Genomic DNA, 19989 nt, shown 5'->3' with positions numbered 1-19989 from the left:
GCTCGATCCCCGTTGCGAACCGTTCTCCTGCTGGCGCTGACCGGCTTTTCCATCCTCGCAGCCTCGGCCTGCGGCGGCGGGTTCGCGCGCCAGTACGAGTACGAAGAGGAAATCTACCTGTCGGTCGACGGCAGTGCCACCGTCTATGTCAACGCCTCACTGGCTGCGCTGGTCAACCTGCGTGGCGTCGACTTGAAGACCGATCCGAGGGCGCCGCTCGACCGTGAGGCGGTGAGGAACGCTTACAGCTCGGACGTGGCACACGTGGCGCGTGTCAGTTCCTGGCGGCGGTCTGGCCGCCGGTTTGTCCAGGTGAGGCTGCAGGTTGATGACATCGCGAAGCTGGGCCAGGCACCCGTCTTCGCCTGGTCGACCTACCAGATCGATCGCCCCGATGACCTGGTGGTGTATCGGCAGCGCATGGGGGCGTCGGCCGCCAAGCCTGTCGGCTCAATGGGCTGGGACGGCAGCGAACTGGTGGCGGTGCGGGTCCACCTGCCGAGCCGCGTCCGCTACCACAACGCCGGAGCGGATAACCTGAAGCGAGGCAACATCCTGGTCTGGGAACAGACGCTTGCCGACCGTCAGGCCGGCAAGCCCCTGGAGATAGAAGCCCGCATCGAGCGCACGTCGATTCTTTACTCGACCCTGGTGCTCTTCGCCGTGAGCGGCGGACTCGCGCTCCTCGTGATGACGCTCATCATCTGGTGGGTGGTGCGCAAGGGCAAGGGCCGAGTGAAGAACTAGAACCAGCCCCCGATGCCACCAGGCCCGCCGGGTCCGCGCCCGCCGCGTCCCATTCCACCGCCCATCCTGCGGCCGAGCATCTGCTTCAGACGGCCTTTCCCTTCGGCTCGCAGCTCTTTGGCCTTGGCCTTCTGTTCGGGCGTCAGCAACGCGAACACCTGCGCGTGGACCTTGGCCCGCAGGAGTGCGGCGTCAATTTCGACGGCGGCCACATCCCCGGCCTTCGCGCGAACGTCAGCTTCGACCACCGTGTCGGCGGTGGCCACGTCGCCCAGCGCCTCGCGCGCAGCGATCCTCCGCTTGGCGATCGCCTGCGTGCCTTCCTTGTTCGACTCTCGGATCTGCTGGATCTGTGTCTTCTGGTCATCGGTCAGATTCAACTGCTGAAGGCCGCGCATCATCATCATGGCCATCGGGCCGCGACCTCCGCGCCCGGCAAACATGCCGGGTCCCTGTCCGCCGGGGCGTCCGGGACCGCCAAAACCACGCCCCTGACCAGGGCCCTGCTGGGCGCCGAGGGCGACGATGCCGAGTCCGGCAACCATGACCACGCCGAGCGTGGTCGCGAGCGACGCGAGAAACGTGCGATTCTTGAAGTCCATTGACGATCTCCTTGTTTTGAGCGTCTACTACATTTGACGGGACCGCCGTGACACGATCGCGGCACAGGTGTGACACTTCTGTGATACGGGGCCGACGGTGAGCGACACGCTGCACGCGTTAATCGTCGAGGACGAACAGCACATCCGCGATCTGATCGCGTTGCATCTCGGGCTCGAGGGATTCACCTGTACGCCCTCGGCGGACGGGCGAGATGCCCTGGCGACCCTCAACGAGCGACGATTCGACGTGGTCGTGCTCGACCTCATGATCCCGTCGATTGACGGGCTCGCCGTCTGCCGGGCCGTGCGCCGGGGCGGTCCCAATGCCGAGACGCCGATTCTGATGCTGACGGCGAGGCGCGAAGAATCAGACAAAGTGCTCGGCCTCGAGAGCGGGGCCGACGACTACTTGACCAAGCCATTCGGCGTCCGCGAATTCATCGCCCGCGTCAGGGCGCTGCTCAGACGGACCGGCCCCAGAGCTGGCGCGGACGCGGCCCTGTCGCAGGCGGGCGGGGTCCGGGACGAGGTCTATCGAGTGAGGGATCTCGAGATCGATCTTGGTCGTCGCCGCGTGCGGGTTGCCGGCAATGAAGCCGACCTGACCACGCAGGAGTTCAACCTGCTGCGTACGCTCGCGTCGCGACCCGGCATTGTCTTCACCCGGGCCGCCCTGCTGAACAGTGTGTGGAAGGGCGATACGTTCGTGACGGAGCGGAGTGTCGACGCCCTCGTCAAGAGATTGCGAAAGAAGATTGAGCCGGACACGTTTGCGCCGCGGTACATCCTGACCGTGTGGGGAAGCGGGTACAAGTTCGCCGATGAGTGAACGAGCCTGGTTTCGAAGCCTGTACTGGCGCATCGCGATTGGGTTTGTCGCGTTCCTTGCGGCCTTGATGGTCGTGCAGGGAGCGGTCACGGTCTGGTTTCTGGCGCGTTCATCGGACGCCATCGCCGGCCGCTCGACACTGGATCTGGCCGCGCTGGTCGCCTCCGATCTCGGCACGGCCTGGTCGGTCGACGAAAATCTCGATGTCGAAGCGTACCTGCGTGAGCACTACGGCTCCCACTGGCGGCCTGTTGCGCTGGTGCTGCCCGATGGCCGCGTACTCCTCTCGCAGCCGGGCGCGGAGGTGCCGCCGCTTCTTCGCGAAACGGCGCTGCGCCGGCTGATCCGGAGCGCATTGCGGCCGGGCGCCGGCGCGGGGCCGGGGGCTGGCCCGGGACCAGGCCGCGGGGGGCGGCAGGGAATGGGGCCTGGCGCCGGGCTCGGTCCGGGGCGGCCGGCCGCGTTCTACCCGGTCGTCGTGCAGGACCGCGTGCGCGCGATGGTGCTGGTTCCTCCCAACGCACCGCTGGCCGTCATCATTCGTCAGGTCGCTCCCGTCGGATTGGCCATTGCGGCGCTGCTCGTGCTGATCGGCACGATGTTCGCCAGCGTGTTCATCTTCAGACCCGCGCACAAGCGACTGGGCCAACTCGAGGAAGCCGCGAAACGGCTCGGCACGGGCGACGCAACCGCGCGCGCGCCCGAATCGGGCGGCGACGAGATTGCCGCCGTGGCGCGGGCGTTCAACCGGATGGCGGCCGACTTGAGCGCGCGAGCGGACGCCCTCCAAACGGCCGATCACGATCGCCGCCAGCTTCTCGCCGATGTCTCCCATGAGTTGATGACGCCACTGACAGCGATCCGTGGCTACCTTGAGACACTCGCAATGGCCGAGTTGGCGCTCAACGCCGACACGCGCCAGCGTTACCTCGGGATCGTCCGGGAGGAGACCGCCAGACTCGAACGACTCATCGGCGACCTGATGGATCTGGCCCGGCTCGAGGCGGGAGGCGGGGCGCTGGTTCGAACGGAGATGCCGGTCGACGAACTGTTCCGCCGGGTGATCGAACGGCATGAGCGCGACGCGGGACTGAAGCACGTCACGTTGACCAGCCGCATCACGCCGCCGTCGATCACTGTGCATGTCGATCCGGTGCGCATGGAGCAGGCGATCCAGAATCTTGCCGCCAACGCCCTGCGCCACACCGGATCTGGCGGCAGCATCGAGCTGGTCGCGGGCGTCGGCCCGGACACGACGCTGCTGTCAGTTCGCGATACGGGGGAAGGGATCCCGGCCGCACACATAGGTCACGTGTTCGACCGGTTCTACAAGGCCGACAATTCGCGAGCCGGGGATCAGCGGGGAAGCGGCCTCGGCCTCTCGATCGTCAAGGCCATCGTCGAGCGCCACGGCGGCCGCATCACCGTTCGGAGCCAGGAAGGACTGGAGACCGTCTTCGAGATCGAGTTGCCGCGGCAGCCGCCTTCGATGCCTGCGGCAGCTTCGGCGTCCACGGGCGGAGACTAATCACTCCGGGAGTCATTGTTCCTTCAGAGAAGCGTAATCGTCAGGATGCCTGCCCCGACCAGGAGCACCTGACGAACCGCGCCGCCTTCGACCGGATTGCGGTGCAGGCTCGGGATCAGGTCCGACATGGCGATGTAGAGAAAGCTGGACGCCGCCACGGGCAGAAAATACGGCAGGATGTGCGGCAGCCGATCGATGGCGGCATAGGCCAGCAGCACTCCGCCAACCGCCGACAGGCCCGACAGCACGTTGAGCCAGAGCGCCTTGGTCCTCGAATAGCCCGCGTGCAGGAGGATCGCGAAATCGCCCACTTCCTGGGGAATCTCGTGGGCCGCTACGGCGAGCGCGGTCGTGACGCCGAGGGAGATCGACACAGCGGTGGCGGCCGCGATCACCGCCCCGTCGATCAGGTTGTGGACGCTGTGTCCGATCAGGATCAGCGGCGCCGCCGCCTCGTGGGATTCGCAATGATCGTCGTGGCAGTGGTGCCACAAGACGAGCTTCTCGAGGATGAAGAAGGCCAGAATCCCGCCGAGCAGCGCACCGAACACGGGCGTGGGCTTCAGTGAGACCAGCGCTTCTGGCAACACATCGAGAAAGGCCACACCGAGCAGCGTGCCAACGGCGTAGCTGACGAGCCACGGGACCAGTCTGGCACGCACGGACTCACGGAAGACGAGCAGAACCGCGCCGAGCACAATCCCGCCCACGCTGCCGAAGATGGCGAGGCTGATGGCGATCAGAAGCAAAGACATCGGGGAGGATTGTATCAGGAGGACGCCGCCGATGTTCGCCGGGGAAGCCCCCCGGGGGAATTCCCGAGGTTGCGCCTCGTGGGTGGCCACGTCTGAGGTTCGATTGTGTTCGCTCGTTCTTCAGGCCGGTAAGCGAGGCGCGACCTGAGATCCGCCCGGGCGAAGGTCTGCTGCCGCCCCAGCCGAATGGCCCGCCAGGTGATCACCGCCATCACGGCAGCCAGGCCGAGGGAAAACACGGTGACCGCAACGAGGAATCCATCGATCATGACGCTCTGTGCTCCCACGCAAGACTGTTACCCGCATTGTTCTTTTCGGCCGATCACTGCCCGAACATGCGGGTAGCGGCGCCAGTTGATCTCAAAAGTGGGATACTGGAGGCCCGGATGTCACCCTTCCTGCAATTCCGCCGTTCGCGTGGCCCCGTTGAACTCGCCGTGAGCATGATCGGAGTGCGGATGGGTGAGCGCATCCTCCATGCCGGCGTCGGCGACCCGCGGGTTTTCGGTCTGGTGTCGTCAAAGGTCGGCTTGACGGGTCGTGCGTGCGCCGTGGTCGATAGCGCCGCTGCGCAGGCGACGCTCGAAAAGGCCGCCGCCAGGCAGGGCGTGTTCGTGGAAGTGGTTCTCGCGCCTGGAGGCTGCTGGCCAGGCGATTCGCCGCCGTTTGATCTGGCCGTCGTCGACGCCAATGCCCTGCTGAGCGCTCCGGCTGCGGAGCGGCACAGCCGGCTCTCCCACACCGTTCGCGTCGTCCGCCCTGGCGGGCGCGTGATCGCGATTCTGCGCCGACCCCGCGGCATCGCCGCCCGGCTGGGATTCGAGCCTGCCAGCGGCCCGCCCGGTGGCCGAACGCTGGAGCTGGTCCGCGCGTTCGAGCAGGCCGGCTGCCGGCCCGTGCGCGTGCTCGCCGAACGCGAAGGGCTGTCGTTTGTCGAAGGATTCCGGCCGAACGTCTCCGTGATATAGTTTTCCGTTGTGAAAAAGCCAATCGCTATCGCACCAGCTACAGGAAAACTGGGCGTGATGCTCGTCGGCCTTGGCGCCGTCAGCACGACGTTCATCGCAGGGGTCCAGGCCGTCCGCAAGGGGATTGCCAGACCCATCGGATCCATGACCCAGATGGGGACCATCAGGCTTGGTAAACGGACCGAGGGTCGGACGCCGCTCGTCAAGGACTTTATCCCGCTCGCCGATCTCAACGACATCGTGTTCGGCGGCTGGGACATCTTCGAAGACAACTGCTACGAGGCCGCGAAGACCGCAGGCGTACTCGAGGACAAGCTACTCGACCAGATCAGGCCGGAACTCGAGGCCATCCGGCCGTGGAAGGCCGTATTCGACCGCCAGTACGTCAAGCGGCTGGACGGCCCGAACGTCAAGACGGGCAAGAACAAGCGTGATCTGGCCGAGCAACTGCGCGAGGACATCCGCGCCTTCAAGAAGGCCAACGCGCTCGATCGGCTCGTGATGATCTGGTGCGCCAGCACCGAGATTTTCATGACCGAGTCGCCCGCGCATCAGTCGATCGAGGCCTTCGAGAAAGCCCTCGAAGCCAACGATCCGACGATCCCGTCCTCGATGCTCTACGCGTACGCGGCGCTGATGGAAGGCGTGCCGTACGCCAACGGTGCACCGAATCTGAATGTGGACGTGCCGGCGTTGATGACCCTGGCGCAGCAGAAACGGGTGCCCGTGGTCGGCAAGGACTTCAAGACAGGGCAGACGCTGCTCAAGACCGTGATTGCGCCGGGGTTGAAGGCGCGCCTGCTTGGTGTGGAGGGCTGGTACTCCACCAACATCCTGGGCAACCGAGACGGCGAGGTGCTCGACGATCCCGAGTCGTTCAAGACGAAGGAAGAGAGCAAGAAATCGGTTCTCGACTACATTCTTCAGCCCGATCTCTATCCGGAGCTCTACAAGGACATCTGCCACGTCGTCCGGATTAATTACTACCCGCCGCGCGGCGACAACAAGGAAGGCTGGGACAACATCGATCTGGTCGGCTGGCTCGGCTACAAGATGCAGCTGAAGATCAACTTCCTCTGCCGGGACAGCATCCTGGCGGCGCCGATCGTGCTTGATCTCGTGCTTTTCCTCGACCTGGCCAGCCGGGCCGGCTGGAGCGGCATCCAGGAATGGCTGTCGTTCTACTTCAAGAGCCCGATGCATGCGCGCGGTCTTTATCCCGAGCACGATCTGTTCATCCAGTCGATGAAGCTGAAGAACACGCTGCGGTTCTTGAAGGGCGAGGAACTGATCACGCATCTGGGTGCGGAATATTACGATTAGGACCTGACGGGAACTGGAGCGTAGCGATCCCAGGGAATCCGTAGGGGCACGGCATGCCGTGCCCCTGCGTTCGGCGCGGCGGGCAGGAAATCGGGACGTAGCATGCCGGGCTTCGAAGCCCGGGCAAGGAGACACGCCATGAAGGGCAACGCGATGCTGATGCCGGCGGTGTGGGGCGGCCTGTTGATAGGCGTGCTGTCCGCGCTGCCATTTGTCGGCCTGGCGAACCTCTGCTGCTGCATGTGGGTGATTGGCGGCGGGATGGTGGCCGCCTACGTGCTCCAATCCAACACCACGCAGGTCATCACGACCGGCGATGGCGCGCTGGTGGGCTTGCTCGCCGGCATCATTGGTGCCGTGGTCCACACGCTCGTGTCGCTGCCCGTCAACCTGCTGATGGGCGGGGTGACCCAACGCCTGCTGCAGCAGATTGTCGACAGGACGCCGGACATCCCGGATAACGCCCGCCAGATGATGGAAAGCATGAGCCACTCGGCCGCCTTTTCGGTCGCGGGTGCGGTGATCGGGTTCATGTTCTGGCTGTTCTTCGGCGCGATCTTCGCCGCGATCGGCGGATTGCTCGGTGCCGTCTTTTTCAAGAAGAACACCGGCACCACGGCCTAGAAAGAGGCGGCCGCCCGGTCTCCTCGCGCGCAAGAAGCTGCGGCTCGCCCGTGCCGGCAGCACTAATGTTTCCAACGGAATAGACCGAAAAACACCCCAGGGACCGGAGCGTCTCGTGCGCCCTGGTCTCCGGGAAGTGTTTATGATGCCCAGAACTCGCACAGCGGTGACCCATGGCGGGCTGGTGGCCGCGTTGGTCCTGTCGGTCTCGGCCGGATGGCCGACCGCCGCCGCGCAGGCGCAGACGCCCGCCGCGGTTGTCGCGTCCAGGCCGGCGCCACAGGCGACTGCCACCGCACAGCCGCCAGGTCTCTCCCCGATCGCGGTCAGCCGACTCGCCGAAGGTCGCCCGTCGGAGCCTCAGGCGGCCGGGACGCAGGTGCCGCTGCCCACGATGAATCAGCCGGAGCCGTCGCCGGGTCGTCGCGGTCAGGGATCGCAGCCGCCCGGTCTCAAGCCGATTGCCGTGAGCCAACTCGAAGAGGGGCGCCGGTCGGACTCGCTCGAGCAGATGCTGGGGTTGAGCTTTGCCGAGCCGATTGCCATCCGGGACCTGCTGCAGTTGCTCGTGCGCGACACGAACATCAGCGTCGTTGTCGACCCGGACGCGGACGGCACCTTCAACGGAGAACTCAAGAACGTCTCGCTGCGGCAGGCGCTTGAGCTCATCCTTCAGCCGATCAACCTCGAGTACTCCCTCAATCAAGGCGTGCTGCGCGTGCGAAAGCGCCAGATGCAGACGCGCATCTTCAACATCAACTACGTGGCCGCGCGGCACATCGGCTACGGCCTGGCCAACTCGGGCTTCGGCTACGGCAATGCCGGCCTGAATGGTCTTGCCGGCGTGAATGGTCCTGCCGTTGGTGGCTATGCCGGCTACGGCATGGGACTCGGCGTCGGCTATGGCGGCTATCTCGGGGGATTCGGCATTGGCGGCGGCTACGGCGCCTACGGTGGGTTCGGGGCCAACGGGATTGGCGGATCCGGCGTCATTGGCGGACTCGACACGTTTGCGGAGATGGAGAAGGGCCTCACTATGCTGCTGTCGCCGGACGGCAAGCTCAACCTCGACCGGAAGGCCGGGCTCCTCCAGGTCACCGACTACCCCGACAGGCTGGACCGGATCGCGAACTACGTCGAGGTGGTCGAGACGCGCAACCTGCGACAGGTCCACATTCAGGCCAAGGTCATCGAAGTCGAGATGAACGAGCAGTTCTCGGCGGGCATCGACTGGTCAGCCGTCCTGCGCAGCGCGGCCAACTCGGTCACGCTGACGCAGCCGCTCGCGCCCACCTCGAGCCAGAGCGCCTTTACGATGGGCGTGAACATCAAGGACTTCAAAGGCCTGCTCAGCGCCTTTGCCAGCCAGGGGCGGGTCAATGTCATGGCCAGCCCGCGCGTGATGGCGATGAACAACGAGCCGGCCATCATGCGCGTCGGCACGCAGGACGTGTTCTTCGTCACGACATCGCAGGTGGAGTCGTCGACCGGACAGCTCCTGCAGACGACGGTGACGCCGCAGACCATCAACGAGGGCATTACGCTCAGCGTGATGGCCCAGATCAGCGAGGACGGAATCATCCACTTGAGCATCTCGCCGACCATCACCGAGCGCACGGGGATGGCGACGTCCAGGCTCGGCGACCAGGTGCCGATCGTGAGCGTTCGCGAAACCGACACCGTCGTCCGCGTGCTCCAGGGCGAGACCATCGTCATTGCGGGCCTGATGCAGGAACGGACCTTCGGTGAGAAGACCAAGGTGCCGGTGCTGGGTGATGTGCCGCTGGTGGGCGGGCTCTTCCGCCGTGACGATCGCACGACGAAGAAGGTGGACCTGGTGATCCTGCTGACGCCGACTGTCGTGGCGCCCGGCGGCGCCGGGGCCATGAGCGCAGCGGATCAGCAGCGTCTCTATGAAGAACAGCGTGTGCCGCTCCGCAAGTAGCGCCGGCATGGAACGCAAACACCCGATGCGGTTGAGAGGACGGGGCGTGGTCGATGTATGAAGAACACTTTGGTTTCACCGAGAAGCCTTTCAGCCTGACGCCGGACCCGCGCTTCCTGTACAAGAGCGAGTCGCACGCCAACGCGTTCGAACTGCTCCAGTACGCGATGCGCCGGCGCGAAGGCTTCGTCGTCGTCACCGGCGACATCGGGACCGGCAAGACCACGCTGTGCCGCGCGCTGCTCGAACAGATCGACCGCCGCACGTTCACCGCGCTCGTGCTGAATCCCTTCCTGTCGGAAGACGATCTCCTGAAGCTGATTCTGCAGGATTTCGGCGTGGTGTCCCGCGAGGATGTCAAAGCCGGCCGGCTGGCAGGCGTCAGCAAGCAGGAGCTGATCGACACGCTGTATGACTTCCTGCTCGGGCTTCTGCCGATCCAGGCCACCGCCGTGCTGATCATCGACGAGGCCCAGAACCTGCCTCTGCAGGTGCTGGAGCAGTTGCGCATTCTTTCGAACCTCGAAACCGACAAGGCCAAACTGCTCCAGATCATCCTGGTCGGCCAGCAGAACCTCAAGCCACTGCTGCGCTCGCCGGAACTGAGGCAACTGGATCAGCGCGTGTCGATCCGGTACGAACTGAAACCGCTCACGCGTGACGAGACGGCCGCCTACATCCATCACCGCCTGTACATCGCGGGCGGGGCATCGGCCGTCAGCTTCACGCCGAAGGCCGTGCAGGTCGTCTTCCAGTACTCGGGCGGCATTCCGCGCCTGATCAACCTGATCTGCGACCGCAGCCTGCTGGGTGCCTTTTCGACGAAGGTCTGCAAGGTCTCGCACGATCTGGTGTTCCGGGCGACCGAATCACTCGACATCCGGCAGTTGGAGAAGGCCCGATTCTCCTGGTTCCGCCGCCGTCCGCTCGCCGCCGGGGCGGGCGCGGGCACCCTGTTTGGCGCGTGACACGATGAGCCGCATGCTTGACGCATTGCGTCAACACCGCGGGGAACCGCCGAGGACAGAGGGGCTCCCGGCCAGGTCGCCAGGCGCGTCGAAGGAGCAGGTCCTCGCGTCACTTGGCTATTCCACCCGCACGCCCGAGTCGGGCGCGATGACACCCGCGCTTCGCATCGTGATCGGCGTGATACTGATCGCGTCGGCGGCAGCGGCGGTATGGCAGGTCGCGGCAAGCAACCGGATCGTTTCGACCGGCCCGCTGTCCTTCATTCTTGGACAGCGACAGACCGCGTCGCACCGCGCCACCGCACCGCCTGCCCAGCGTCCAGTCGTATCGCCGGGCGGGGCCGCCACCGCGGGCCCGGCGGCAGCCAGGGTTGCCGCGCCGGCATCTCCGCACATCAGCGACGTTTCGAGCCCGGTTGTCGCACCGCCGGGTTCGGCACCGAAACCCACTCCCACTTCTGTGGCGCAGTATTCCGCCGTCGTTCCGGCACCCAAGCCGCCGCCGGCCGCGATTGCCGCGCCCGTCTGGCAGAAGCCGCAAGCCCAGGTCCTGACGCGGGCAGCGGCTGCACCCTCAGCGCCGACGCCGTCCGCATCAGCACAGGCATTGCAGGCGCCGCCGCCGCGTACACAGCCGCTTCAGACAGAGGCTCGATCGGCCACTGCGCCCGGAATCACGCGGAACGCAGCGGGATTGCCGGCTTCCAACAGCGCCCAGACCGCGGACACCGACCACTTCAAGCTGGCTCTGTACTACCAGCGGACCGGCGACTTCGAAAAAGCGCTGATCCACTATCGAGCTGTGCTCGAAGCCAACGAGCTCAACGCCGAGGCCCACAACAACCTCGGATTGCTCTATCAGGACAAGGGTCTGTTCGAGGAGGCAATCCGCGAATTCCGTCGGGCGACCGCGATCGACGCGCACTACGACAAGGCGCACAATAATCTCGGTGTGGCGCTGCTTCGATCCGGCGACACGGAATCCGCCGTCTCCGAGTTCCGGTGGATCGTGGCTCAGGATGGCAGCAATGTCGAAGGCCTCACCAACCTGGCCCTCGCGCTGCGCGCGTCCGGGCGTCTCAGCGAGGCTCGCGACCATCTGCAGCGCGCGCTGTCGATCAACAATCGCTATGCCAACGCCCACTACAACCTCGCGCTCGTGCTCGAGGAAAGCGCCGAAATCGCCCGCGCGATCGAGCACTACGAACAGTTTCTCTCGCTCGGCGGCGCCGACACCGCGACGCTTGCGACCGATGTACGGAACCGCGTCCAGCTGCTCCGATCGAAACTGCTCAAGTAGCCCCGTCGCTCCCGCCACCTCGCCAAGCGGCTAATTACTCCCGGAGTAATTGTCTCCAGGCTAACTACTCCCGGAGTGATTAGCTGGTCGGCGGGGCCTGCACAACGGGCCCTCAGAATGCGCCGAATCGACCCGCATTCACGTCGTATGTCTCAAATCTGGACAACGATGTGTGCGGCTTTCATAATCCGCTCGACGCAACTGATAGATAACTGCCGTCAAGTCTGCGGGTTGCGCGAATCATCGGTTCGTGGTTTTGCCGCAGGTGTCTTCTCGAATCCTCGGTCGGGCCCGCCTCGTATCTCGACAAATAGTGGGATCTCGCGGACGGCGGCTCGGTGCGGGCCTCGGGCGTTCAATGCCCGGTGTCGTTTTCCCAGATTTTCGCGTTTTGGCGCGGCCGGTACGGGGGTTGCTATAGGAGAGCCGTTCCTCATCGGAACTGAGGAGCGCACGGCTGTCTCGCGGGTTCGACGAGCGGCCGGTCTGGAGCGACGTGGATGCGGGAGCCACAAGCGTGAGAACGAAGCCCGGAAAAGGAGAGCAGGGTCTGTCGCTGGTTGAAGCGACGATCATCCTGCTCGTGCTGATGCTGCTCACCAGCGTCCTGGCTCCGTCGATCTCGGGCTTCGTTCGCGAGGCGCAGTGGGTGAAGGTCAAAGCAGACTGTGAAGCCATCGGCGTCTCACTTTCCCGGCTGTCCTGGGACGTCGGGCCTTGCCTGAAGAAGGTCGCCGCCGTGGGATGCATCAACGCGAACCGGATCGAAGTCCTGCAGAGCCTCGGTTCTGCCGTTGTCGTGGATCTGACCGCCGCTCCGGATGTCGTGTGGACCAACAGCGAGATGGTGTCGGCAAACTGGAACAGTGACACCAACGCCGACACGATGGAGAGCCAGTTCGTGGCCAACGGCCCCGGCTACCGCACGCCCTACGATCACCTCACGGCATCGGGCTCGTATCCGGCCGGCCTGTTGTTCGGACTCGGCTGGCGAGGTGCTTATCTGTCGTCGCCGATTGGCCCGGATCCGTGGGGCTCGAAGTACCTCGTCAATACGGGTTTCATGACCACCACGACGGATGCAGCCGCACGCGGCGGTGAGGGCAACAGGGGGCGGTGGTGGAATCGCGACGTCACTTGCGTGAGTCCGGGTCCGAACCAGGTGATTGAGACCCCGTTTTTCGAGGGCGTCAACCGGGGCATGCATCGGACAAATGACGACTTCGTCTTCGTCATTTCGGGCAGCGGCCGGTAGCTGGGCCATGGCTGGCGGGATGGTGATGAGGACCCTTTGTGGGCTACCATCATCGATGACAGCGGCCGGTTGATGCGACGTCGCGGGGGCCGGGGTCGAGGCGCGCGCCCCGTTCCCGCGCTCGGTGTGTATTGATTCGTGCCTGGAAACACGTTCGGGGGCTGACTCGCGCCTCGGATTTCCTGCGGCTGTTCACCCGACGCGTCGTGTGCAGCCTCGTTGTCGAACGCCAGATAGCAGAGAGGGTCGTCGATGGCCGGCCGACGCACTACACCCGCCGCACACAGCCAGTCAGGCTTCACGCTGACTGAGCTGACGGTGGTTCTCGGCGTCATCGTGACACTCGCGCTGGTGCTGACTCCTGCGATCGGCACATTCGTCACTGATGCGCGGCTGGCCCGCGCTCGTAACGACTGCCCGACCATTGCGAGCGCCATCATCCTCTTCTACCGGGACAACGGGTTCTTTCCGTCCTGGTCCGTGGCCCAGAACGGCGGTCCCGGGCTTCCGCAGAACCGCCTCCAGATTCTCGTCAGTCCCGGCAATACTCCGCAGGAAGACCAGCCGAGCCTGTGGACTACCGGAATCGCCGGCCTGCTGTCCGAACAACTGGTGAACAATGTTCCCGGGTACAGCTTGAGGACCGCGCGATCCCAGACTGGATGGAATGGGGCCTACCTGTCGTCGGAATTCGGCGCTGATCCGTGGGGCAACCGGTACGTCGTCAACATCGAGTTGCTCGACACGTCGGCGTCGGCGACCACCAGGAACGGGGGAGTGAAGGCTGCCGTGTGGGTCCTGTCCGCCGGCCCCAACGGCGTGATCGAAACGGCGTTTGCGCAATCCATCCTGACTGCCACCCTCGGCGGCGACGATCTCGGCGCCCGTCTGCAGTAACCCTTCACACCATTGCACGGTTCGTCACCAGTGTCCCGACCCAGAAGTTCGGTGACAAATAGTCCGGAGCGCGGCGCCCGGATCGCAAGGCGCGAAACGCGAGAATACCGGGAGTATTTGAGCGTTGAGCAACGCAGTGAGGCGGGATGCCCCGCCCGGAATATGTCGGCGAATTTCTGGGTCGGGACACTAGGTTTACGCGCTGGAAGTCTATGTCTCCGGCGTTGTCGAGCCGAAAACACTAGAGACATATGGCGAACCGCGTTGGCATCGAACTGCTTCCCTACGTGTGCCGAATTGTCGAGATCCGCGAGAACGCCGGACTGTTCGGCCGATCGCGCGGTCGGGTCGGCGACGCGCGCGTGCGGACGTTCCGCGAGATTCCCTGCGCGACGAACAGTCCAGCCAGGCTGACCGCCGATCTGCGGCAGGTCCTGAGAGGCCGCCGGGCCGTCGGGCGCAAGGCGCGCGTGGTGATCTGGGGACTCAACAGTTCACACTGGGGGCTCTTGCTGCCTCCCGCCGCGATCGACGACCTCCTCGCGCTCGCTCGCCGCGAGGCAAGGGCCGACCACGGAAGCCAGCCAGCCCCCGCCGCCGCGCCCGCATTTACGTCGGACGGCCTTGTTGTTGGCGAGATTCGCGAAGGCGGCCGGCGCGAAGTCGGCTATGTGTCCGGCAGCCCCGACGAGGTGACGGCCCGCCTCCAGCCGCTGCGTGACGCCGGGTTCGAGATCGAGGCGGTTGTCACTCCGGCGCTGGCCCACGCGGCACTGGTTCGGCAGCGCTGGCCCACGTCGCCGGATCAGGTGACCGCCGTCCTTGCTGTTAACGCGCGCGTCACCGCCCTGACGGTACTTCGGGGAAGCGTCGTGCTGTTCTCCCGCGAGCTGCCGTGGGGGTCCGAGACGCTGCGATCCGCGCACGCCGGTCAGGCCTTCGACACGAGCGCGATGGCCGGCAAACTGGCGTCGGAACTCAAGCGGTCGATGGTCTACATCAAGCAGACCCGTCAGATTGACGTGAGCCATGTGCTCGTGTGCGGCGACACCCCCGACCTGCGCGCGCTCACCGGACCGCTGATGCGCGAGCTGAATGTCGAGGTCGAGACCCTGGATGGCCTCGACGGCCTCGACGTCTCCCGCTTGCCGGAACCGGCCGCCGAGTTCCGGGCGACGGTTGCCGCGTGGCGCCCCGCGCTCGGGATCGCGTCCGAGGCGGCGCTTCCTGTCGACTTGCAGCCGCGCGCGACTGGTCTCTCGGTCTCGGTGACGCCCGACACCAGGCGCCGGCTCGCGGTCGCAGTGGTGATGGCCTGTGTCGTGGTCGGCCTGGCCTGGAGCGGCGCGTCATACCTCCAGGACAGCACCCGCGCCCGCATGCAGAACCTCCGCCGGCAGATTGCCAGGCTCGACCCCGAAGTCCAGCGCCACCAGGAGGCACGTCAGGCCGCCGCCACCACGACGGTTCAAACCGCCGCCCTTGATGCGTTCGCCTCGCAAGGTCCCAGGCTGGCGCTTGTCCTCGATGCCTTTCGGCTCGCACCGCGCGACCTCGCGATGAACTCGCTGCGGCTGACTTCGTCGCCTTCCGGCACGTGGCCGCTCTGGGTGGACGGCCAGACCAGGTCTTCGACCGCGGCAAATGCCCAGGCGTCGTTCTCCCGCTTCCTGACGTCGGCGAGTGGGTCGAAGTACCTCGGCGTGCCGACACGATCTCCCGAGATCACGATCCGCCTCGCGGGCGCTTCGCCAGTCGGGACCATCCTGAGCTTTGCGCTCACGTTTGAGGTGCGCAAGTGAGCGCGGCAACCGATCGAATCAACGCGCTGGTGCCGCGCGTCCTGCCCTTGGTGGTGGGCGTCATGGTTGTCGCGGCTGGTTACTACTGGTTGCTTCAGCCCCGTCTCGACGGCTACCGCAGGCTCCGCGCAGAAGCGCAGACACTCGAGGCGAGGGTTCGCGTACTCGAAGACGCGATCGTCCGAGGCCGGAGCACGACGTGGCCCGACCGGGCGCAGGCGCTCGACCTGTTCGAACGGCGTGTCTCGAAGGAGGACCGCGTCGCCACCATCGTCGAACGGCTCGCGAAGGCGGTGACGGAAAGCGCAGCCGATGGCAAGCTGGGCGATCTCGCGATCAGTACCGGTGATCAGGCCGCAGCCGACACGTCAGGCCAGGAGCGGCCGGTAGCAACTGGCGAGGCCGAGACCATCGATCCGCGTTGGAGCCTCTTCCCGTACAGCGTGACGCACACAGCCATTAGAATGAGTTTTGAGGCGTCGTACGCAACGATCGCCACATTCTTCTCGAAGATCCGCGACCTTCCGACCGCGATCGAAATTCGCTCAGTGAAGCTGACTCGCGGGCTGCCGTTGATGCGCGCCGAGTTGACGGTCTTCGTCTTCCGTCGAAGCGATCGTCAGCCTGATGCGGGTGCGGCCGCTTCGTTCCAGCCGGTCCCTGGTGCGCCGCGGTTGTCCGAGCCCGCTTCGCCGGCGGGCAGTCCCGTGGTGCCGCGAATCATTCAGCCTCGCGCGCCCGGAGGTGATGCGCCGTGAAGATCAAGAAGCAGCATCTCCATCTCGCGGTCGTGGCGGTCGGGGCCGCCGTCCTGTGGAGTGCCTGGTCCTACACGAAAGGACCAGCCCGGACGCCCGTGCCGGCGGCGAGAGCGCTCGACGAGCGGCCGTTGCTTGGACCGGAACAGGCGGGTCCGGTATATTCGGGTGACCGCGGCATTGATCCGGTCGGCATCCCGGCGCCGCCCTCGGTTGAGGGTGCCGTCGAGTCGGCGAGCGCCAGGGACCCGTTCCTGTTCGGCAACGAAGACCGCGACGTGAAAGCCGCGGCCCCGCGGGTCGGGTCCGACCCCCGCGTGCGCTCCATCCTGTTTTCGTCCGGTCGACGCCTGGCCCTCATCGAGAATCGCATCGTCGGCGCCGGCGACACGGTGGGCGATTTCACGGTCGTTCAGATTGATCGCGACGCGGTGATCTTCACGACCGCGACGGGAGAACGCCGGCGCGTCGCGATCAGAAGCCAGGCGCCAGCCGGCATCCGCCGATGAGGGATGAGCGGCAGTCGGGATCCCGGCGGTTGACGCAGACAGGCTGACGCGGTCGCCGTCGACTGGAGACGGCCTGATACACTTGACGGTGCCAATATGTTCCATGTCCTGGTGATCGACGACGACGAACAGATGCAGTTCTTTCTCGGCGAGGCATTGCGCCGCCAGGGTTACGCCGTGACGCCGGCGAAGACAGCCGAAGAGGGGCTTCAAGCACTGAAGACCGATTCGGCCGACCTGATCCTGCTGGACATTCGTCTGCCCGGCATGAGCGGGCTCGAGGCGGTCGAGGAGATTCTGAAGATCGATCCCCGGGTGCCGGTCATCATCATGACCGCCCACGGCACGCGCGACAGCGCCATCGACGCGATCCGCCGCGGGGCGTACGACTACTTCACGAAGCCATTCCGTCTCGAGGAGATGGAAATCGTCATCCGCCGCGCCATCGAGAAGCGGAAGCTGCACTTCGAAATCGAGCGGTTGCGCGAGGAACTCGCGACCGTGCCCGGACACGGCTGGGCGGCGTCGGTCTCGCGGGCGATGAACGAAGTGATGCACCTGATCGACCGGGCTGCCCCGACCGACTCGACGGTGCTGATCCTCGGCGAGAGCGGAGTCGGCAAGGAACTGGTGGCCGAGTCGATCCATGAACGCTCGACGCGGAAGCACCGGCCGTTCGTGCGTCTCAACTGCGCGGCCATCCCCGAGACGCTCCTCGAATCAGAGTTGTTCGGGTACGAGCGCGGTGCGTTCACCGGCGCGCAGGCCCGCAAGCCCGGCAAGTTCGAGCTGGCCGACGGCGGCACGCTGCTGCTCGACGAGATCGGCGACATGACCCTGGCGACGCAGGCCAAGATCCTCCGCGTCCTCCAGAGCCGCCAGGTGGAACGGGTCGGCGGCACCTCGACGATCAATGTGGATGTCCGCATCATTGCCTCGACCAACATGGACCTGTTGCGCAACGTCCGCGAGGGCACGTTCCGCGACGACCTCTACTTCCGGCTGAACGTCATCACGATCAACGTGCCGCCGCTGCGCGAGCGCCGCGAGGAGATTCCCGCGCTGGTCGAATTCTTTCTGGCCGAAGCCAACAAGCGGCTCGGCCGGATCATCAGGCGCACCTCGTCGGACGCGATGGCCGCGTTGATGACCTACGACTGGCCGGGCAACATCCGCGAGTTGAAGAACGCCATCGAGCGCGCGGCGGTGGTGACCGACGGTGAGGTCATTACGCTCAGCAGTCTGCCTCAGCCGATTCGCCCGGCCGGCGTCGGCCTGGTGGCGGGCACGGCGTCCCAGCAGTGGGAGACGTCAGGCACCGTGTCGCTCGACGAACGGATCGCGCAACTCGAGCGCGCGTTTGTCATCGAGGCGTTGTCGCGAACGGGCGGCGTCCAGGCCCAGGCCGCGCGGCTGCTGGGGATCACCGAGCGCAGCATGTGGCACCTCGTGAAGAAGCACAAGATCGAGATCGACAAGATCAAGGAGCGGACACAGGCCTGAGGCCGTCACGTCTGACCATGATCGGCCAGTTGCTCGTCGCCACTCGTGCGATCACCCAGGATCAGCTGGATCAGGCCCTCACTGAACAGCGCCGCACCGGCGCGCTCCTTGCCGAGGTGCTCGTGTCGCTGAGCTTCGTCAGCGACGAGACGCTCGCCACCGCGTTGGCCCAGGAAGCCTGCGTGCCCTACCAGTCGCTTGACGGCGCGACGCCCGAACCTGACGCCGTCAGGCTCGTGCCCGAGAGCCTGGCCCGCCGGTCGATGGTGCTTCCCCTGTCACGGACGTCGATCCAGTTGCGCGTCGCCCAGGCGGACCCGTTCGACGTGATGGCCATCGACCAGTTGCAGCGAACAACCGACCTGCCTGTCGACGTGGTGTGCGCCCCGCGCAGCGCCATCATCCGCCTCCTCGACGCCGTGTACGGACCCTCCACAGGCAGCCGACTGAAGGAGCTGGTCAGCGAAGCCCTCGTCCTGATCAACAATCCCTGGCGCGAGGTGGCCACCGAGGATTCGCCGATCGTCAAGCTGATCGACACCATCATCGAACACGCCGTCGGTGCCGGGGCCTCGGATCTGCACCTCGAACCGGAAGAGCAGAACATTCATGTTCGCCACCGCGTGGACGGCGTGCTGGCCCACGTCGACATGCTGCCAAAGGCGCTGCAGTCGCCCATCGTCAGTCGTCTCAAGATCCTGGCCGGCCTCGACATCTCGGAACAACGCCTGCCGCAGGAAGGCCGAATCACGCGGACGGTGGCGGGGCGTGCGGTGGACTTCCGTGTGTCGTCGTTTCCGACGGTGTTCGGCGAGAAAGTGGCCATCCGCATTCTCGAGAAGGACAAGCTGGTCCGGGGCCTCGGGGAACTCGGGCTCAACCGGCGCAATCTCATCCTGATGAAGGACCTGCTCAGCCGGTCGCGCGGTATCGTGCTCGTGACCGGCCCGACGGGCGCCGGGAAGACGACCACGCTCTACTCCGCGCTCAACGTGCTCGGCGGTCGCGAGAAGAACATCATGACCGTCGAGGATCCGGTCGAATACGAGTTCCCGTCGATCCGCCAGACGCAGGTCCGTCCGCGCGCCGGGTTGACGTTCGCCACCGCCATCCGATCGCTTCTGCGGCAGGACCCCGACGTCATCATGATCGGCGAGATCCGCGACCCCGAAACGGCCCAGCTGGCCGTGCGCGCGGCGCTCTCCGGCGTGCTGGTCTTCAGCACCCTGCACACGCAGGATGCGGCCGGCGCCGTGCCGCGTCTGATGGACATGGGCGTCGAACCGTATCTGCTCGCCTCCGCGATGGCCGGGGTCGTCGCCCAGCGGCTCGTCCGCCTCATCTGCCCGAACTGCAAGGCGCCCGCATCCTACACAGCCGACGAACTGGCCAAGGTCAACATCAGCCCGTCAGACGGCGTGACCTTCTACCGTGGCACCGGCTGCGACCTTTGCGATCATTCGGGCTACCGCGGACGCACGGGGGTCTCGGAGATCCTGATGATCGATCCGGCGATCCACGAGCTGATCCGGCAGCGCGCCGATTCCCGCCTGATCAAGGAAGCCGCCACGCGCGCCGGGTTCAAATCGCTGCAGGACGATGCGCTGTCGAAGGCCGTGCTCGGGTACACGACCCTTGAAGACGTGCTGCGGGTGAGAGCCGAGTAGCGGGGAGCA

Annotated in this window: 18 protein-coding genes; 16 read left to right on the top strand and 2 right to left on the bottom strand. The window is 65.7% G+C overall.

Annotated features, from left to right (window positions below; translation table 11 throughout):
• Positions 1–12 precede the first annotated feature (12 nt).
• Complete coding sequence (locus NTV05_13280) at positions 13–747, top strand: hypothetical protein (GenBank protein ID MCX6545367.1); 735 nt, start codon at positions 13–15, stop codon at positions 745–747.
• Here the strand turns inward: NTV05_13280 and NTV05_13275 are convergent.
• On the bottom strand, positions 744–1349 hold the full coding sequence (locus NTV05_13275) for a Spy/CpxP family protein refolding chaperone (protein ID MCX6545366.1): 606 nt from the start codon (positions 1347–1349) through the stop codon (positions 744–746). The two genes, NTV05_13280 and NTV05_13275, sit on opposite strands and share 4 nt — an antisense overlap.
• 97 nt (positions 1350–1446) lie before the next feature.
• Here NTV05_13275 and NTV05_13270 point away from each other — a divergent pair, with 97 nt between their 5' ends.
• A complete protein-coding gene (locus NTV05_13270) occupies positions 1447–2178 on the top strand; it encodes a response regulator transcription factor (GenBank protein MCX6545365.1) in 732 nt (243 codons plus the stop codon).
• Complete coding sequence (locus tag NTV05_13265) at positions 2171–3706, top strand: HAMP domain-containing sensor histidine kinase (protein ID MCX6545364.1); 1536 nt, start codon at positions 2171–2173, stop codon at positions 3704–3706. The genes NTV05_13270 and NTV05_13265 overlap by 8 nt, the downstream gene beginning before the upstream one ends.
• A gap of 23 nt (positions 3707–3729) precedes the next feature.
• On the opposite strand, the gene NTV05_13260 is transcribed toward NTV05_13265, so the two are convergent.
• Positions 3730–4461 carry a ZIP family metal transporter gene (locus tag NTV05_13260; protein ID MCX6545363.1) on the bottom strand — a complete coding sequence of 244 codons (732 nt, stop codon included), beginning with the start codon at positions 4459–4461 and terminating at the stop codon, positions 3730–3732.
• A 437-nt stretch (positions 4462–4898) separates the two neighbouring features.
• Between NTV05_13260 and NTV05_13255 the strand changes: the two genes are divergently transcribed.
• From NTV05_13255 to NTV05_13195, 13 genes are all read left to right on the top strand, one after another.
• On the top strand, positions 4899–5429 hold the full coding sequence (locus NTV05_13255) for a hypothetical protein (GenBank protein MCX6545362.1): 531 nt from the start codon (positions 4899–4901) through the stop codon (positions 5427–5429).
• Positions 5430–5486: 57 nt separating this feature from the next.
• Entirely contained in the window at positions 5487–6752 is a 1266-nt protein-coding gene (locus tag NTV05_13250) for an inositol-3-phosphate synthase (protein ID MCX6545361.1), read from the top strand.
• Between the two features lie 138 nt (positions 6753–6890).
• Positions 6891–7376 carry a hypothetical protein gene (locus NTV05_13245; GenBank protein ID MCX6545360.1) on the top strand — a complete coding sequence of 162 codons (486 nt, stop codon included), beginning with the start codon at positions 6891–6893 and terminating at the stop codon, positions 7374–7376.
• 142 nt (positions 7377–7518) lie between these two features.
• Positions 7519–9321, top strand: coding sequence for a hypothetical protein (locus NTV05_13240; GenBank protein MCX6545359.1), 1803 nt, complete (start codon positions 7519–7521; stop codon positions 9319–9321).
• 53 nt (positions 9322–9374) lie between these two features.
• On the top strand, positions 9375–10289 hold the full coding sequence (locus NTV05_13235) for an AAA family ATPase (protein MCX6545358.1): 915 nt from the start codon (positions 9375–9377) through the stop codon (positions 10287–10289).
• A 13-nt stretch (positions 10290–10302) separates the two neighbouring features.
• Positions 10303–11589 (top strand): tetratricopeptide repeat protein, encoded by a 1287-nt coding sequence (locus NTV05_13230; GenBank protein ID MCX6545357.1) that lies wholly within the window; start codon positions 10303–10305, stop codon positions 11587–11589.
• A gap of 517 nt (positions 11590–12106) precedes the next feature.
• Entirely contained in the window at positions 12107–12844 is a 738-nt protein-coding gene (locus NTV05_13225; GenBank protein ID MCX6545356.1) for a hypothetical protein, read from the top strand.
• 252 nt (positions 12845–13096) lie between these two features.
• On the top strand, positions 13097–13741 hold the full coding sequence (locus NTV05_13220; GenBank protein MCX6545355.1) for a prepilin-type N-terminal cleavage/methylation domain-containing protein: 645 nt from the start codon (positions 13097–13099) through the stop codon (positions 13739–13741).
• Positions 13742–13992: 251 nt separating this feature from the next.
• On the top strand, positions 13993–15543 hold the full coding sequence (locus NTV05_13215; GenBank protein MCX6545354.1) for a hypothetical protein: 1551 nt from the start codon (positions 13993–13995) through the stop codon (positions 15541–15543).
• Positions 15540–16301 carry a hypothetical protein gene (locus tag NTV05_13210; GenBank protein ID MCX6545353.1) on the top strand — a complete coding sequence of 254 codons (762 nt, stop codon included), beginning with the start codon at positions 15540–15542 and terminating at the stop codon, positions 16299–16301. The genes NTV05_13215 and NTV05_13210 overlap by 4 nt, the downstream gene beginning before the upstream one ends.
• Entirely contained in the window at positions 16298–16810 is a 513-nt protein-coding gene (locus NTV05_13205; GenBank protein ID MCX6545352.1) for a hypothetical protein, read from the top strand. Before NTV05_13210 ends, NTV05_13205 begins: the two co-directional genes overlap by 4 nt.
• A 96-nt stretch (positions 16811–16906) precedes the next feature.
• Positions 16907–18313, top strand: coding sequence for a sigma-54 dependent transcriptional regulator (locus NTV05_13200; protein ID MCX6545351.1), 1407 nt, complete (start codon positions 16907–16909; stop codon positions 18311–18313).
• 17 nt (positions 18314–18330) lie between these two features.
• Positions 18331–19980 carry a GspE/PulE family protein gene (locus NTV05_13195; GenBank protein MCX6545350.1) on the top strand — a complete coding sequence of 550 codons (1650 nt, stop codon included), beginning with the start codon at positions 18331–18333 and terminating at the stop codon, positions 19978–19980.
• Positions 19981–19989 lie beyond the last annotated feature (9 nt).

This window comes from Acidobacteriota bacterium (assembly GCA_026393755.1).
Taxonomy (GTDB): Bacteria; Acidobacteriota; Vicinamibacteria; order Vicinamibacterales; family JAKQTR01; genus JBAXOX01.
This window is presented reverse-complemented; position numbering and strand designations above follow the sequence as displayed.

Excerpts from the sequence above, each read along its gene's own strand:
- NTV05_13275 (MCX6545366.1), bottom strand. The coding sequence starts at position 1,349 with ATGGACTTCAAGAATCGCACGTTTCTCGCGTCGCTCGCGACCACGCTC.
- NTV05_13265 (MCX6545364.1), top strand. The coding sequence starts at position 2,171 with ATGAGTGAACGAGCCTGGTTTCGAAGCCTGTACTGGCGCATCGCGATT.
- NTV05_13260 (MCX6545363.1), bottom strand. The coding sequence starts at position 4,461 with ATGTCTTTGCTTCTGATCGCCATCAGCCTCGCCATCTTCGGCAGCGTG.
- NTV05_13250 (MCX6545361.1), top strand. The coding sequence starts at position 5,487 with ATGCTCGTCGGCCTTGGCGCCGTCAGCACGACGTTCATCGCAGGGGTC.
- NTV05_13245 (MCX6545360.1), top strand. The coding sequence starts at position 6,891 with ATGAAGGGCAACGCGATGCTGATGCCGGCGGTGTGGGGCGGCCTGTTG.
- NTV05_13240 (MCX6545359.1), top strand. The coding sequence starts at position 7,519 with ATGATGCCCAGAACTCGCACAGCGGTGACCCATGGCGGGCTGGTGGCC.
- NTV05_13235 (MCX6545358.1), top strand. The coding sequence starts at position 9,375 with ATGTATGAAGAACACTTTGGTTTCACCGAGAAGCCTTTCAGCCTGACG.
- NTV05_13230 (MCX6545357.1), top strand. The coding sequence starts at position 10,303 with ATGCTTGACGCATTGCGTCAACACCGCGGGGAACCGCCGAGGACAGAG.
- NTV05_13220 (MCX6545355.1), top strand. The coding sequence starts at position 13,097 with ATGGCCGGCCGACGCACTACACCCGCCGCACACAGCCAGTCAGGCTTC.
- NTV05_13215 (MCX6545354.1), top strand. The coding sequence starts at position 13,993 with ATGGCGAACCGCGTTGGCATCGAACTGCTTCCCTACGTGTGCCGAATT.
- NTV05_13200 (MCX6545351.1), top strand. The coding sequence starts at position 16,907 with ATGTTCCATGTCCTGGTGATCGACGACGACGAACAGATGCAGTTCTTT.
- NTV05_13195 (MCX6545350.1), top strand. The coding sequence starts at position 18,331 with ATGATCGGCCAGTTGCTCGTCGCCACTCGTGCGATCACCCAGGATCAG.